The organism is Alistipes sp. CAG:268, assembly GCA_000434235.1.
GTDB lineage: Bacteria > Bacteroidota > Bacteroidia > Bacteroidales > Rikenellaceae > Alistipes > Alistipes avistercoris.
Window position 1 is genome coordinate 1 of record FR891987.1, and the last position, 16654, is coordinate 16654.

At 66.0% G+C, this 16654-nt stretch carries 7 protein-coding genes and 1 pseudogene (1 of these 8 cut by a window edge); 6 read left to right on the forward strand and 2 right to left on the reverse strand.

Annotated elements, in window-relative coordinates:
* From rho to QZL63_RS03805, 4 genes are all read left to right on the forward strand, one after another.
* Positions 1-1429, forward strand: a 1429-nt coding sequence (gene rho, locus QZL63_RS03790; protein WP_290585918.1) for a transcription termination factor Rho, incomplete at its 5' end; no start/stop codon positions are given.
* A 24-nt stretch (positions 1430-1453) separates the two neighbouring features.
* On the forward strand, positions 1454-2224 hold the full coding sequence (locus QZL63_RS03795; protein ID WP_290585921.1) for a S1/P1 nuclease: 771 nt from the start codon (positions 1454-1456) through the stop codon (positions 2222-2224).
* A gap of 141 nt (positions 2225-2365) precedes the next feature.
* Positions 2366-2935 (forward strand): helix-turn-helix domain-containing protein, encoded by a 570-nt coding sequence (locus tag QZL63_RS03800; protein WP_022308003.1) that lies wholly within the window; start codon positions 2366-2368, stop codon positions 2933-2935.
* Positions 2936-3094: 159 nt separating this feature from the next.
* Positions 3095-5551 (forward strand): heavy metal translocating P-type ATPase, encoded by a 2457-nt coding sequence (locus QZL63_RS03805; RefSeq protein WP_290585924.1) that lies wholly within the window; start codon positions 3095-3097, stop codon positions 5549-5551.
* Between the two features lie 111 nt (positions 5552-5662).
* Here the strand turns inward: QZL63_RS03805 and QZL63_RS03810 are convergent, their stop codons facing one another.
* Positions 5663-7240 (reverse strand): sulfatase family protein, encoded by a 1578-nt coding sequence (locus QZL63_RS03810; RefSeq protein ID WP_441293891.1) that lies wholly within the window; start codon positions 7238-7240, stop codon positions 5663-5665.
* 24 nt (positions 7241-7264) lie between these two features.
* Complete coding sequence (locus tag QZL63_RS03815; protein WP_022308006.1) at positions 7265-8725, reverse strand: alpha-L-fucosidase; 1461 nt, start codon at positions 8723-8725, stop codon at positions 7265-7267.
* Between the two features lie 354 nt (positions 8726-9079).
* On the opposite strand from QZL63_RS03815, the gene QZL63_RS03820 reads away from it, so the two are divergent.
* Together QZL63_RS03820 and QZL63_RS03825 are read left to right on the forward strand one after the other, a co-directional pair.
* Positions 9080-13162: a glycoside hydrolase family 2 TIM barrel-domain containing protein gene (locus QZL63_RS03820; RefSeq protein WP_022308007.1), complete on the forward strand. Its 4083-nt coding sequence runs from the start codon at positions 9080-9082 to the stop codon at positions 13160-13162.
* A gap of 42 nt (positions 13163-13204) precedes the next feature.
* Positions 13205-16654, forward strand: a pseudogene (locus tag QZL63_RS03825) (TIM-barrel domain-containing protein) (it continues 431 nt past the right edge of the window).

Consider the following 16654-nt stretch of genomic DNA (forward strand, 5'->3'; position numbering starts at 1 on the left):
ACCGGCTCCCCGCCCGGCCTCCGAGCCGGCGCCCGAAGCCGGCGAGACCCCGCAGACGGCACCCGAAGCCCCTGCCCGGCAGAGCGGGCGCAAACCGGCCGGACACAACGCCGGAGCCGCCGAACAGCCGGTCAAGGCCGAACAGAAACGCCGCGGCCGCAAACCCAAGGCCGAGGCACAGGCCGAGAGCGGAGCTGAAGCACCCGCGGATCGCAGGGAGCAGCCCGTGCACACCGAACCGGCCGCCGGTCCCGAGCCGTCGGACGAACCGCAGACGCCGCTCGACGAGGAGGTGATCACCAAGGACGACTTCGCCGGCGAGATCGAGGGCGAGGGCGTGCTGGAGATCATGCCCGACGGCTACGGATTCCTCCGCTCGGCCGACTACAACTACCTCAACTCGCCGGACGACATCTACGTCTCGCCGTCGCAGATCAAGCTCTTCGGCCTCAAGCCGGGCGACACGGTGAACGGCACGATCCGCCCCCCGAAGGAGGGCGAGAAGTACTTCCCGCTGGTGCGCGTCAATGAGATCAACGGCCTGGCCCCGGAGTTCATCCGCGACCGCGTGCAGTTCGAGTACATGACGCCGCTCTTCCCGAGCGAGAAGTTCTGCCTGACGGGCAACGGGCACAACAACCTCTCGACGCGTGTGGTGGACCTCTTCTCGCCCATCGGCAAGGGTCAGCGCGCGCTGATCGTCGCACAGCCCAAGACGGGTAAGACGATGCTGCTGCAGTCGATCGCCAACGCCATTGCGGACAACCACCCGGAGGTCTACATGATCGTGCTGCTGATCGACGAGCGCCCGGAGGAGGTGACCGAGATGGCCCGCAACGTGAAGGCCGAGGTGGTGGCCTCGACCTTCGACGAGCAGGCCTCGCGCCACGTGAAGGTAGCCGAGATGGTGCTCGAGAAGGCCAAGCGCATGGTCGAGTGCGGCCACGACGTGGTGATCTTCCTCGACTCCATAACGCGCCTGGCGCGCGCCTACAACTCCGTGCAGCCGGCCTCGGGCAAGGTGCTCTCGGGAGGTGTCGATGCCAACGCGCTGCACAAACCCAAGCGCTTCTTCGGCGCCGCGCGCAACACCGAGGAGAAGGGCTCGCTGACGATCATCGCCACGGCGCTGATCGACACCGGCTCGAAGATGGACGAGGTGATCTTCGAGGAGTTCAAGGGGACGGGCAACATGGAGCTGCAGCTCGACCGCAAGCTGGCCAACAAGCGCGTCTACCCCGCTGTCGATGTCATCGCCTCGGGCACGCGCCGCGAAGACCTGCTGCTGCCGCGCGAAGTGATGAACCGCACGTGGGTGCTGCGCAAATACCTTTCGGACATGACGCCCGTCGAGGCGATGGAGTTCCTCCAGAAGCAGATGGGCCTCACGGATACCAACGAGGAGTTCCTCGCCACGATGAACCATTGACCTTAAAACGCCAACCCGATGAACATGAAGAGACTGATTCTGCTGGGGCTGAGCCTGCTCATCGTCCGCAGCGCCCTGGCCTGGGGACAGAAGGGACACGACGTGACGGCCTACATCGCCGAATGCCACCTGACGCCCGCCGCCGCAAAGAAGATCGACAAGGTACTCGACGGACATTCGCCCGTCTACTATGCCAACTGGCTCGACAACGCCAGCCATACGCCCGACTACGCCTACACGAAGACGTGGCACTACCTGAACGTGGACGAGGGGAAGATCCTCGAGACGATGCCCGCCAACCCGAAGGGCGACGTACTGAAGGCCGTGACGGAAATCGTCGCGAAACTCAAGGCCGGCGGTCTGACGCATGAGGAGGAGGCCCTGCAGCTGAAGATGCTCATCCACCTGGTGGGCGACATGCACTGCCCGATGCACCTGGGCCGTTCGACCGACCTGGGTGGCAACAAGCGGCCGGTGCGCTACTTCGGCCGCTCGACGAACCTCCACTCGGTGTGGGACACGTCACTGGTCGAGTCGGCCCACAACTGGGGCTACACCGAATGGCGGCAGCAGATCGACCGCGTATCGCAGGCCGAGGCCGAGGCAATCGCCGCCGGCACCCCGGCCGAATGGGTTGCCGAGACGCTCGGCATCTGCCAGCAGGTCTACGAGGCGACACCCGAGGGGGCGAACCTCTCCTACGACTACGTGGCGGCACAAACCCCCGTCGTCGAGCAGCAGTTCCTGCGCGGCGGCCTGCGGCTGGCGCGCCTGCTCAACGAGATCTACCGGTAGAGACCGCATAAATCCGATCCAAGCGTCCCTGTCGCCCCCTGGCGGCGGGGACGTCTCGTTTTTCCGCCGGTTCGCTACGCAGCATGCACGGGGTCCCGCGAAAATTTCGTATTTTTGCCCGAAACGAAACCGATACCGGAGATGGCCGAGACGCTCTACATAAAGAATATGGTCTGCGACCGCTGCATCATGGCGGTGCGTGCCGTGCTCACCCGATGCTGCGGCATCGAACCGCTCGCCGTGGAGCTGGGCGAGGTGCGCCTTCCGCGCCCGCTCACGGAACAGGAGCATGAAACGCTCCGCCGGGAGCTGGAGGACCTGGGCTTCGAACTGCTCGAAGACCGCCGCCAGCAGCTCGTCGCCCGCCTGCGGGGCGCCGTCATCGAGCTGGTCCGCCATCCGGAAGGTGTCAGGCGCGAGCGGCTCTCGGACTGGCTGGTCCGCCGCCTCGGCCACGACTACGACTCGCTGAGCCGCCTCTTCTCCGAGGTGACCGGCACGACGCTCGAAAAGTACCTGATCGCCCAGAAGATCGAGTACGCCAAGGAGCTGCTGATCTACGATGAACTCTCGCTGGCCGAGATTGCCGACCGGCTGGGCTACTCGAGCGGCGCCTACCTCAGCGCACAGTTCAAGAGCGTGACGGGCATGACCCCCTCCCACTTCCGCCGGCTCCGCATCCGCACCCGCCGCCCGCTCGACCGGCTCTGATCCGCACCCGCCGCCCGCAAGGTGCGCCCCCGTCGCATCCGACACATGCGGACGACGCGGCCGCGTGCCCGGAATCTTGTAAAACAAATCCGGAATTCCGTAACGCCGCAACCGCCGGCAGGCACTACCTTTGCCTGCGGAACTTCAAACCGAAAAGAGATGATGACCAAACGCATCTTCCCGGTGACGGGCATGAGCTGCGCCGCCTGCGCCGCACGGGTCGGCAAGACGCTCGGTGCCCAACAGGGCGTCAGGCAGGCGGCAGTGAATTTCGCGGCGGCAACGGTTGCCGTGGAGTACGATCCCGACCGGACCTCGCCCGAACTGCTGGCACAGGCGGTCGCCGGAGCCGGATACGGACTGATCACCGACCTGAAGGAGGGCGCCGAGCAGGCCGAACGCGAACACGCGATGCACTACCGCGCGCTCAAACACCGCACGGCGGCAGCCCTCGCACTGGCCGTGCCGCTGCTCGTCGTCGGAATGCTCTTCATGCACCGCCCGTGGTCGCCCTGGGTAACGTGGCTGCTCGCCACACCGCTGGTCTTCGTCTTCGGGCGCGACTTCTTCGCCGGAGCCTGGCGCCAGCTGCGCCACCGCTCGGCCAACATGGACACGCTCGTGGCGCTGAGCACGGGCATCGCCTACGCTTTCAGCCTCTTCAACCTCCTCTACCCCGCATTCTGGACCTCGCGCGGCATCGAGCCACACGTCTACTTCGAGGCTTCGGGCGTCGTGATCGCCTTCGTGCTGCTCGGGCGGCTGCTCGAGGAGCGGGCCAAGGGCGGCACGATGGAAGCGATCCGGAAGCTCTCCGGACTGCGGCCCGATACGGTGCTGCTCGTCGATCAGGCGGGTGCCGAGCACCCGACCCCGATCGGCCGGGTGCAGCCGGGCGACCTGATCGCCGTGCGGCCGGGAGGGCGCATCGCCGTGGACGGCACGGTAACCGATGGCTCCTCCTACGTCGATGAGAGCATGCTGAGCGGCGAGCCGCTGCCGGTGCGCAAGGAGGCCGGCAGCCGCGTGTTCGCCGGAACGGTCAATCAGCGCGGGTCGCTGCGCTACCGTGCCGAACAGGTCGGCGAAGGCACGATGCTGGCACAGATCATCCGCCTGGTGCAGGATGCGCAGGGCAGCAGGGCCCCCGTGCAGCGGCTGGCAGACCGCATCGCCGCGGTCTTCGTGCCGACGATCATCGCCGTGGCCCTGCTCTCGTTCGGGGCGTGGCTCCTTCTCGACCCTGCAGAGGGATTTGCACACGGCATGCTGGCGCTGGTCACCGTGCTGGTCATCGCCTGCCCCTGCGCCCTGGGGCTGGCTACCCCGACGGCCATCATGGCGGGCATCGGGCGCGGGGCCGGGGCGGGCATCCTGATCAAGGACGCCGAAACGCTCGAAACGGCCTGCCGCGTGGATACCGTCGTCCTGGACAAGACGGGCACGCTGACCGAGGGACGCCCCGCCGTGACGGACCTTCAGTGGGCCGCCGGGGCCGAAACCGAGGCCCCGCGCCTCATGGCCCTCGAGAGCCGCTCGGAACATCCGCTTGCCGCCGCGCTCGTCGAACACCTCGCCGCTGCGGGAATCCGTCCCGACGAGGCCCCCGGGGAGTTCACCAACCACGCCGGACGCGGCGTCACGGGACGCTTCGCCGGACGCGAATACTGCGCGGGCAACCGGCGGCTGCTCGAGGAGCGCAGCATTGCCATCGACCCCGGGCTCGACGCCCGGGCACGCAGCCGGGCCGCGGAGGCACACAGCATCGTCTGGTTCGCCGACGAGCACCGTGCACTGGCCGTAGCGGCCGTTTCGGACCGCCTGCGCGAGGGATCGCGCGAGGCCGTCGCGGAGCTCCGCCGCCGCGGCATCGAGGTCCACATGCTGACGGGTGATCAGGAGGCCTCGGCCGCCGCAGTGGCTCGGGCCGCCGGGATCACCCGCGTAAAGGCCGGGGTGCTGCCCGGCGAGAAGGAGGCCTACATCCGCGACCTGCAGCGCGGAGGCCACGTCGTCGCCATGGCCGGCGACGGCATCAACGACAGCGCCGCGCTGGCACGTTCCGACGTGGGGATCGCCCTGGGCAACGGCAGCGACATCGCCCTCGAGGCGGCCCGCGTGACCATTCTCTCGTCCGACCTGAGGAAGATTCCCGCGATGCTGCGTCTGGCGCGGCTGACCGTCAGGACCATCCGGCAGAACCTCTTCTGGGCTTTCGTCTACAACCTCGTGGGCGTGCCCGTCGCCGCGGGGGTCTTCTACCCGCTGTGGGGCTTCCTGCTCGACCCGATGATCGCCGGGGCGGCGATGGCCATGAGCAGCGTCAGCGTCGTCACCAACAGCCTGCGGCTGAAACGGCGCCGGATCGAACCGATACAAAACACCCAAAAACACGATACGATGGAACGCAGATTTAAAGTAGAGGGCATGATGTGCGGCCACTGCCGGGCACATGTCGAAAAGGCACTGAACTCGATCGGCGGAGTCTCCGCCACCGTGACGCTCACCCCGCCGGAGGCGGTCGTCACCTTCACGGGCAGTCCCCTGCCGACCGAGGAGCTCCAGCGCACGGTCACGGAGCAGGCCGGCGACTACCGCCTGACCGAGATCGGCTGACGCCGGCGCCCGGAGCGCAACAGCGAACGGCTCCGCCGCAAACTACGCAAACGGGGAGCGCCTCGCAGGAGGCGCTCCCCGTTTTTCCGTTGTACCGAACGGGCAGAAGGATCACTGCCGTCCGAACGATGCGTTGTACCGCATGGCCAGCGAATCGCCGTACTCGCGCTGCAGCCGCCCCAGTTCCTCGAAAAGGGCGTTCTGCTCGCCGGCATAGGCCGGATCGCCGAAGAGGTTGCGCAGCTCGTGGGGGTCGTTCTCCAGATCGTACAGCTCCCAGCAGTCGATGTCGTTGTAGAAATGGATCAGTTTCCAACGGTCCGTGCGCACGCCGTAATGGCGCTTGACCATGTGCTCGGCCGGATACTCGTAGAAGTGGTAGTAGAGCGCCGGACGCCAGTCGGCAGGATGTTCGCCCCGCAGCAGCGGCAGCAGCGAACGCCCCTGAATGTCCGCGGGAATCTCCGCTCCGGCCAGCTCGAGGAAGGTCGGGGCGTAGTCGATGTTCTGCACCAGTTCGCCGATGTCGCCGCGAGCCCCGCCCGGCATGCGCACAACCAGCGGCGTGCGCATCGACTCCTCGTACATGAAGCGCTTGTCGAACCAGCCGTGCTCACCCATGTAGAAGCCCTGGTCTGAGGTGTAGACCACCAGCGTGTTCTCCGCAAGCCCCGACTCGTCGAGGTAGCGCAGCAGCCGGCCCACGTTGTCGTCGAGCGACTTGAGGGTCTTGAGGTAGTCGCGCATATAGCGGTTGAACTTCCACTCGGCCCGTTCGCGGCCCTGCGGGTTGCGCGCGTAGAAATCCTCGATAATCGGATCGTAGAAACGGTCCCAAGCGGCCCGCTGCGCCGAATCCATGCGGCTCAGGATCCACTCGTAGGCCCCCTTCAGCCGGCCGGGATGCCCCTCCTTGAGCATCTTGAGGTCGTAGACCGGGTCCATGTCCACGTCCGAAGCGATCGACATCTCCTGTGCCGCGGCAGCCGGACGCCCCGCATAGTCGTCGAAGAAGGTCTCGGGCAGCGGGAAGGTTCGGTCTTCGTAGAGGGTCAGGTTGCACGTGTCGGCCATCCAGTTGCGGTGCTGCGCCTTGTGGTGCACAAGCAGGCAGAAGGGTTTTTCGGGATCGCGCCCCTGCTCGAGCCACTCGATGCTCCGGTCCGTGATCAAGTTGGTCAGGTAGCCGTGCACACGCACCGTATCGCCCGTCTGGCGGATGAAATCGGGGTTGTAGTAGTCGCCCTGTCCGGGAACGATCTCCCAATGGTCGAAACCCGTCGGCAAACTTCCCAGGTGCCACTTGCCGATGACGGCCGTCTCGTAGCCGGCCTCCTGCAGCAGTTTGGGGAAGGTCTGCTGCGAAGCGTCGAAGGCCGGGCAGAGCGTGTTGTCCGTATAGCCGTTGGCGTGCGAATGTTTGCCCGTGAGCATGCAGGCGCGGCTCGGGCCGCTCAGCGAATTGGCCACGAAGCTGTTGGTGAAGCGGACGCCCTCGGCGGCGATGCGGTCGAGGTTCGGGGTCGAGGCATAGCGGCGGTCATAGCTGCTCATCATCTGGGCCGTATGGTCGTCGGTCATGATGTAGAGGATGTTCATCCGCCGGTCCGGCTCGGGCTCCGGACGCCCGCATCCGGCAGCCGCGACGGCAGCCAGGCCGCCGGCCAGGAAAATTCGGTTGGTTTTCATGCGAAGTCCGTTAAAGCGCATGCGCTATTCGGCGCAATAAAGCTGTACGTTCGACAGGTTGGCGGCGGCGCGCGTGCGGTCGATCGTCACGCGGAGCCGGGCGGCCTGCATCGGTTCGGGCAGACGGATCATGCGCTTGTAGCCGATCGTCGTGCCCTCGGCCACCTGCCGCCAGGCCTTGCCGTCGTCGGAGACTTCGACCCGGAAGCGCTCGACGCGCTGTCCGCGGGCAATGTCCTCCTGCAGCATCACCACATTGAACGGCCCGCCCGCGATGTCAAATTCGCGGCTCTGGCCGGCAGCGGCGGTCCACGGCGTGGCTCCGTCGGCAAGCAGCCCCCGGGTGAAGCTGTCGCGGATCCAGGCGCCGAACTCGCGCAGGCGCCGCTCGTCATTCTCGTGGATGCGTCCGCGGCGGTCGGGTGGCACGTTGAGCAGCAGCACGGAGTTGGATCCCACCGAGGCGAAATAGATATTCTTCAGTTCGTCGAGCGTCTTGACGCGGTCATCCTCCTCGGCGTGGTAGAACCAGCCCGGACGGATCGAGACATCGACCTCCGAGGGATACCAGAAGAGCTCCCTGGCCCGCGAGAGAATGGCCCGGCTGCCCAGGTCGGGTGAGGTGTTGCCCAGGGCGGCAATCTCGGGATCGGGGTCACGCAGGGTGACCGAAGCGGGCGGCAGCACCGTGGCGCTCCACTCCTCGTCGCGGCCCTTGCCGGCCTCGTTGCCCACCCAGCGGATGTCGTCGCCCATGATGGCCGTCACGGCATCGGGCTGCAGCGACTTGACCGTCGCCACGTAGCGCGGCCAGTCGTAGACCTGGTGTTTGCCGTCGGCCTCCGAGCCGTTGGCCCCGTCGAACCACACCTCGGCCACCTCGCCGTAGCGGGTGAGCAGCTCGGTGAGCTGCGCCACGAAGTAGTCGTCGTAGGCCTTGCCCGTACCGTACGAAGGGGCATTGCGGTCCCACGGCGAGACGTAGAGGCCCATCTTCATGCCGTATTTGTCGCACGAGGCGCGCAGCATCGCCACCACGTCGCCCTTGCCGTCCATCCACCGCGAGTTGCGGACCGAGTGTTCGGTGGTCTCCGTAGGCCAGAGGCAGAATCCGTCGTGGTGCTTGGCCGTCAGCATGACCATGCGGAACCCGGCGTCCTTGAGCACCTCGACCCACTGGTCGGTGTCGATCGCCGTCGGGAAGAAGAGGTCGGGCGACTCCCGCCCGTCGCCCCACTCCTTGCCCGAGAAAGTATTGACCGTGAAGTGGATGAAGGCCGTCAGCTCCCACTGCTGCCAGGCCAGTTGTTGGGGCGTCGGCACCAGGTGCGCGGCCATCTCGACCTTGGCCAGCGAATCGGCATCGCCCAGATCGACGTATTTCTCATAATAGGTTTCCGCCGGAGCGTTCCCCGGACCGGAGCAGGCGCAACCCAGGGCGACGGCACCCGTCAGAGCCAGGCTGGGCAGTAGTTTTGCAAACATAGGCAGACAAAATTTTTCATGATTCGAGATACGACGGCACACCGTGCCGATTCATACAAACTTACATATTATTTCGCAGAATCCGAAATTTTTACGAAAAAACCCTCCGTCATGCCGCAATCCGGCCTTCCACGCCCATACGGAGTCGGTGCCGGCCTCTGCTCGAAGCCGGGAATCGCAAAAAAACAGACTAACAATTCCTTGTATTCGAAAAAAGATTCGTAATTTTACCCAAATTCGGAATATGGCGCGCCGGCAGCGCAGGGACTTCCCCGCCACAGGAAGACAGCAGGCGAACAGAGATGCGCCCCGAATCTCGGGAACAACGAACTTGTTTACTTAAATCCATACTTTATGAAAAAACTTCTATTGCTCTGTTGCATGGCCGGTTGGATGTCGGCACATGCCCAAACCGAACCGCTCGGCGGATTCGCCTACGGCCCGGCTGACGCACCCGACGGCACGGAGTGGGAATCACCCGAACGGCTCGCCCTGAACAAGGAGCAGCCCCGCACGTGGTTCTTCACCTTCCCCGATACGGAGAGCGCACGCCGCGTACTGCCCGAATGCGGAGCCTGGTACATCTCACTCGACGGCGTGTGGAAGTTCCACTGGGCCGGCAACCCCGAAGAGCGCCCCGCGGAGTTCTACAAACCCGAATACGACGTGGCGGCATGGGACGACGTGACGGTGCCGATGCAGTGGAACGTGGCGGGCATCCAAAAGGACGGCAGCCTCCGCTACGGCGTGCCGATCTACGCCAACCAGCCGGTGATCTTCGCCCACAAGGTGGCCGTGGACGACTGGCGCGGCGGCGTGATGCGCACCCCGCCCTCGGACTGGGTCACTTACAGGCACCGCAACGAGGTGGGATCCTACCGCCGCTCGTTCACGCTGCCCGAAACGTGGGAGGAACGCGAGGTCTACATCAACTTTGACGGCGTCTCGTCGTTCTTCTACCTCTGGGTGAACGGCCGTTACGTGGGTTTCTCGAAGAACTCGCGCAACACCGCCTCGTTCGACATCACCCCCTACCTGAACGCCGGGGGCGAGAACGTCGTGGCCGTGGAGGTCTACCGCAACTCCGACGGCTCGTTCCTCGAGGCGCAGGACATGTTCCGCCTGCCGGGCATCTTCCGCACCGTCTCGCTCACCTCGACAGCCCGGGTGCAGGTCCGCGACCTGCGTGTGCGGCCCGACCTCGACGCCGCCTATGCCGACGGCACGGTACGCATCGAGGCCGACATCCGCAACCTCGGCCGGAAGCCCGCCAAGGGCTATACGCTCTCCTACACGCTCTACGCCAACGAACTCTATTCGGACGAGAACGCACCCGTCGATGGGGTGACGGCCTCGGCCGCAGTGGCTGCGACGGAGGCCGGAGAGACCACCCTGACCGTAGCCGGGATGCGGGTGCCCGACGCCCGCAAGTGGTCGGCCGAGGAGCCGTGGCGCTACACGCTCGTCGGGCAGCTGCGCGACCGGAAGGGCCGCGTGGTGGAGACCTTCTCGACGGCCTTCGGCTTCTGCAAGGTCGAGATCCGCGACACGCCCGCCGCAGAGGATGAGTTCGGGCTGGCCGGGCGCTACTACTACATCAACGGCCGGACCGTGAAGCTCAAGGGCGTGAACCGCCAGGAGATCGATCCCGCCGTGGGCAACGCCATCACCACGGAGCAGATGGAGCAGGAGATCATGCTCATGAAGCGCGGCAACATCAACCACGTCCGCAACTCGCACTACTCCTGCGCCCCGCACTGGTACTACCTCTGCGACAAGTACGGCATCTACCTCGAGGACGAGGCCAACCTCGAAAGCCACGAATACTACTACGGCGAGGCCTCGCTCTCGCACGTCGCGGAGTTCGAGGCAGCCCACGTGGCCCGTGTCATGGAGCTGGCCCACGCCCATGTGAACCACCCCTCGGTGGTGATCTGGTCGCTGGGCAACGAGGCCGGCCCGGGCCGGAACTTCGTCTCGGCCTACGAGGCCCTGCACGCCTTCGACCCCTCGCGTCCGGTACAGTACGAGCGCAACAACGACATCGTGGACATGGGCTCGAACCAGTACCCGTCGATCGACTGGATCCGCGGCGCCGCAACGGGCAGATACCCCATCAAGTACCCGTTCCACATCTCCGAATACGCCCACTCGATGGGCAACGCCGGAGGCAACCTGGTCGATTACTGGAAGGCCATCGAATCGACCAACTTCATCTGCGGCGCCGCCATCTGGGACTGGGTGGACCAGGCGCTCTACGCCTATGACCCCGCAACGGGCGACCGCTACTGGGCCTACGGCGGCGACTTCGGGGACAAGCCCAACAGCGGCATGTTCTGCATGAACGGCATCCTGCTCCCCGACCACTCGCCCAAGCCCGTCTTCCACGAAGTGAAGCGGATCTACCAGAACGTCGGCGTCGAGCCGGTGGACATGACGCAGGGCCGGATCGCGATCTTCAACAAGCACTACTTCACCACGCTGGCCGGATACCGCATCGCCTGGACGCTCTACAGGGACGGCGAACCGGTGGCCCGCGGCGACGCCCTGCGCGGCCCGCGCAAGATCGTCGGCCCGCGCGAAAGGGTCGAGTATACCATCCCCTACGACTATGCGGCGCTCGACCCCGCAGGCGAGTACTTCGTCACGGTGCAGTTCCTGCTCGCCGAGGACAAGCCGTGGGCCGAGGCCGGATTCGTGCAGATGGAGGAGCAGCTCGAGGTGAAGGCGGCCGGTGCGAAGCCCTCGATGACCGAACTGACGGCCCGCCTCGCGGCGCCCGAGGTCACGGAGCGGAACACGGGCTGCAGCGGCTGCGCGGCGAAGGGCTGCACGGCGGATGACGGGGACTTCACCGAGGTGCGGGGCGACGGGTTCGTCGTCACGTTCGACAACCGCCGGGGAACGATCCACTCCCTCGAGTACGACGGCCGCAAGGTGATCCGCGACGGAGAGGGGCCGCGGCTCGACGCCCTGCGCGCACCGACCGACAACGACAACTGGGCCTACACGCGCTGGTTCGAGAAGGGGCTGCACAACCTGCGCCACACGGCAACGGCCTGCTCGCGCGTGGACAACGGCAAGGGCAACACCGTGCAGCTGATGTATACGGTCGTATCGCAGGCACCGAACGCCGCCCGCATCGAGGGCGGTACGTCGGGGCGTTACCGCATCGTCGAACTGACCGACCGTCCGTTCGGCGAGGAGGATTTCCGCTTCGTGACCAACCAGATCTGGACCGTCTACCCGGACGGCTCGATCGAGCTCCGCGCGGAGATCACCTCGAACGACCCGTCGTTTGTGCTGGCCCGCCTCGGGTACTCCCTGCAGCTGCCCGAAGAGCTGCAGCACTACGACTACTACGGCCGCGGTCCGTGGAACAACTACAACGACCGCATGACGGGTTCGTTCGTCGGCCGCTACGGCAGCACGGTCCGCGAACAGGCCGTACGCTTCCCCAAGCCGCAGAGCATGGGCAACCGCGAGCAGGTGCGCTGGTGCGCGCTGACCGACGGCAAAGGCAACGGCGTGGAGTTCGTCGCCGACGGCACGATGTCGGCCTCTGCACTGCCGTGGTCGGCCGTGGAGATGACGCTTGCCCCGCACCCCTACCAGCTGCCCGAACCGACGGCCACACACCTGCATCTGGACCTTGCGGTGACGGGCCTGGGCGGCAACAGCTGCGGACAGGGCGGTCCGCTGGAGAAGGACCGCGTCAAGGCTTCGGACCATGCCATGGGGCTGCTGATCCGCCCGGTACGCAACGGTGCCTTCACGCAGACGGCCCACGCGGCCCTCTCGGGCGAGGTACCCCTCTCGATCTCGCGTTCACGCGACGGACTGGTAACCATTTCAACTCGCAAGGCAGGAGCCGAAATTCGCTACTCGACCGACGGAGGAAAACAGATGCTCCCCTACGACGGGCCGTTCGACCTGCGTGAGGGCGGAACGGTGACGGCAAGCTATGCCGACAACCCGGCCGTGAAGAGCACCGCCACCTTCGCCCGCATCGAGCGCATCCCGATGACGGTGGTCTACGCTTCGAGCCAGGAGACCGGCATCGGCGACGCCGCGAACCTCGTGGACGGCGACCCCTCGACGACGTGGCACACGATGTACTCGGTGACGGTGGCCAACTACCCCCACTGGGTCGATTTCGACGCCGGGGAGGCGAAGCTCATCCGCGGATTCGTCTACCTGCCGCGGCAGGACGGCGGCACGAACGGCAACATCCGCGAATACACCGTGCAGGTGAGCGACGACGGCAAGACATGGAGCAAGCCCGTGGCCGCCGGATCGTTCGGCAGGGGGACCGGCGAGCAGCGCGTCGAACTGGAGCGCCCCGTCAAGGCGCGCTACATCCGCTTCACGGCGCTCAGTTCGCAGAACGGAGCCGACTTCGCCGGAGGCGCCGAGTTCTCGGTGATTGCCGACTGACCGGCACAAGGAGATGAATAAAGACATTAGATAAACGACAACATGAATCTGAAAACCAACATACTGAACGCGGCATTTCTGGCATCCGCCCTGCTGGCGGCTCCGGCCGCAGCCGGAATGCGGGGCGACCATGTCGCGACGGAACAGCAGACCCGGGCGGCCGGCAACGCCCCGATCGAGGGGATCCGGCAGCTGAATCCCGCAGCGGTCGAGGTGCTCTTCACCGACGGGCGGCGCATGACCCTCGACTTCTACGGCCCGAACATCTTCCGCATGTTCCTCGACCCGCAGGGCGGCATCGTCCGCGACCCGGCGGCCGAACCCGAGGCGCAGATCCTCGTCGATGAGCCGCGGCGGGCGGCGGGAGAGCTCGAGATCGAACAGAAGGAGGGCTCCGTGGCGGTGGCCACCGAGGCCGTGCGCGTCGCCTTCGACAAGGCCACGGGCCGCTTCAGCGTCACCGACCTCCGGCGCGGCGAGGTGGTGGCCGAATCGCTCGGCGCCGCCGCGTTCGAACCCCGCCAGAGTTCGATCGCGCTGAAGGAGCGCGCCGACGAGTACTTCTACGGCGGCGGCGTGCAGAACGGCCGCTTCTCGCACAAGGGACAGAGCATCCGCATCGTCAATACGAACCAGTGGACCGACGGAGGTGTCGCCTCGCCGACCCCCTTCTACTGGTCCACGGCCGGCTACGGCATCATGTGGTACACCTTCGCACCGGGACTCTACGACTTCGGGGCCTCGGAAGCCGGAACGGTGCGTCTGACGCACGACACGGACTACCTCGACCTGTTCGTCATGGTGGACCGCACGCCCGTCGAGCTGCTCAACGACTTCTACCAGCTGACCGGCAACCCCGTGCTGCTGCCCAAGTTCGGATTCTACGAAGGACACCTGAACGCCTACAACCGCGACTACTGGGCCGAGACCGAGGACGGCAGCGGCATCCTCTTCGAGGACGGCAAGCGCTACAAGGAGAGCCAGCAGGACAACGGCGGCGTGCGCGAATCGCTCAACGGCGAGGCGGACAACTACCAGTTCTCGGCCCGTGCCGTGATCGACCGCTATGCCGCACACGACATGCCCCTCGGATGGATCCTGCCCAACGACGGGTACGGCGCCGGGTACGGCCAGACCGGAACGCTCGACGGCAACATCGAGAACCTCCGGCAGCTGGGCGAGTTCGCCCGCGAACGCGGCGTGGAGATCGGCCTGTGGACCCAGTCGGACCTCCACCCGAAAGAGGGGGTCGATGCCCTGCTCCAGCGCGACATCGTCAAGGAGGTGCGCGACGCCGGGGTGCGCGTGCTCAAGACCGACGTGGCATGGGTCGGCGCCGGCTACTCGTTCGGGCTGAACGGAGTGGCCGACGTCGGACGCATCATGCCCTACTACGGCAACGACGCCCGCCCGTTCATCATCTCGCTCGACGGATGGGCCGGGACGCAGCGCTACGCCTCGATCTGGTCGGGCGACCAGACGGGCGGCGACTGGGAGTACATCCGCTTCCACATCCCCACCTACATCGGCTCGGGCCTCTCGGGGCAGCCGAACATCTCGTCGGACATGGACGGCATCTTCGGCGGGCGGAACATCCCGGTGAACGTCCGCGACTTCCAGTGGAAGACCTTCACTCCGATGCAGCTCAACATGGACGGCTGGGGCGCCAACCCGAAGTATCCCCACATCCTCGGCGAGCCCGCGGCGTCGATCAACCGCTGGTACCTGAAGCTCAAGTCGGAGTTCATGCCCTACACCTACTCGATCGCCCGTGAGGCCGTGGACGGCAAGCCGATGATCCGCGCCATGTTCCTCGACGACCCGAACCCCTACACGCTCGGAACGGCAACCTGCTACCAGTTCCTCTACGGCCCCTATGTGCTGGTGGCCCCCGTCTACCGCAACACGCAGGCCGACGACAAGGGCAACGACCGCCGCGACGGGATCTACCTCCCCGAAGGGAACTGGATCGACTTCTTCACCGGCGACCTCTACACGGGCGGCTGCATCGTGAACAACTTCGACGCTCCGCTCTGGAAACTCCCCGTATTCATCCGCCAGGGGGCCATCCTCCCGATGACCGCCCCGCACAACAACGCCGCACGCATGAACCGCGAGGTGCGCACCTACGAGTTCTACCCCGCCGGACACAGCGAGTTCACGGAGTACGACGACGACGGGGTGACTGAGGCCTACCGCCGCGGGGAGTCAGCCCGGACGCGTATCGTCTCGGACCTCGAGGGAGACAACCTGACGATCCGCGTGGACCCGACCGAGGGATCGTTCGAAGGCATGGTTGCCGAGAAGGCCACACGCCTGCGGATCAACGTCACGCAGCGTCCGGGAAAGATCACGGCCCGCATCGGCGGCCGCAACGTGAAGCTAAGCGAGGCCCGGACGCGCGAGGAGTACGCACAAGGAGTAAACGTGTGGTACTACGACGCCGCACCGGAGATGAACCGCTTCGCGACGACCGGCAGCGAGATAGCCGACCTGCATGTGGTGAAAAACCCCGTGGTGCGCGTGCGGCTCGAGCCGACCGACGTGACACGCAACGCCGTGGAGCTGAAGATGAAGGGATATGTCTACGCTCCGGCCGACCCGATGCTCGAAAGCATCGGCGCGCTCGAGGCGCCCCGGGCGGCGATCGCCGAAACAGACACCGAGGCCTACACGCTCACCCCCTCGTGGGAGGAGGTGCCGGGGGCCGACGGCTATGAGATCGAGTTCGACGGCATGCGCTACACGATGATCCGCGACACGCGGCTCCGTTTCGAGGACCTGCGCCCGGAGAGCGACTACACGTTCCGCATCCGCGCGGTGAACGCCTCGGGCGCCTCGCCGTGGAGCACGCTCGCGGCACGCACGAAGTCCGACCCGCTGGAGTTCGCCATCCGCGGGCTGAGCGGCGAGACCTCCTGCCCGAACCAGGGCGGACAGGGCATTGCCCGGCTCTTCAACTTCGACGAGTCGGATACATGGCACACGCGCTGGAGCGAGCGGGCCGTGCCGTTCGATCTGGTGATCGACCTGCACAGCATCAACACGCTCGACCGCTTCGACTACCTGCCCCGCCAGGATGCCGGGAACGGCACACTGGGCCGCGGCCGCGTCTTCACGAGCATGGACCGCACGAACTGGACCGAGGCCGGCACGTTCGAGTGGAAGGGAGCCGAGACGAAGAGCTTCCGCTTTGCGGAGCAGCCCACGGCGCGCTACATCCGCATCGAGGTCGAAGAGGCCGTCGGCGGATACGGCTCGGGTCGCGAACTCTACGTCTTCCGCGTTCCCGGCTCGGAGAGCTACCTCCCGGGCGACATCAACCAGGACCGCCGGATCGACGAGAACGACCTCACGTCGTACATGAACTACACGGGCCTGCGCCGCGGCGACGGCGACTTCGAGGGATACATCTCGAAGGGTGACCTGAACACCAACGGGCTGATCGACGCCTACGACATCTCGGCCGTAGCGACACGGCTCGACGGCGGC

Bases quoted from the DNA above. Each gene is read 5' to 3' on its own strand.
- QZL63_RS03815 (WP_022308006.1), bottom strand. From the start codon at position 8,725: ATGTTTGCAAAACTACTGCCCAGCCTGGCTCTGACGGGTGCCGTCGCC.
- QZL63_RS03800 (WP_022308003.1), top strand. From the start codon at position 2,366: ATGGCCGAGACGCTCTACATAAAGAATATGGTCTGCGACCGCTGCATC.
- QZL63_RS03810 (WP_441293891.1), bottom strand. From the start codon at position 7,240: ATGAAAACCAACCGAATTTTCCTGGCCGGCGGCCTGGCTGCCGTCGCG.
- QZL63_RS03820 (WP_022308007.1), top strand. From the start codon at position 9,080: ATGAAAAAACTTCTATTGCTCTGTTGCATGGCCGGTTGGATGTCGGCA.
- QZL63_RS03795 (WP_290585921.1), top strand. From the start codon at position 1,454: ATGAAGAGACTGATTCTGCTGGGGCTGAGCCTGCTCATCGTCCGCAGC.
- QZL63_RS03805 (WP_290585924.1), top strand. From the start codon at position 3,095: ATGATGACCAAACGCATCTTCCCGGTGACGGGCATGAGCTGCGCCGCC.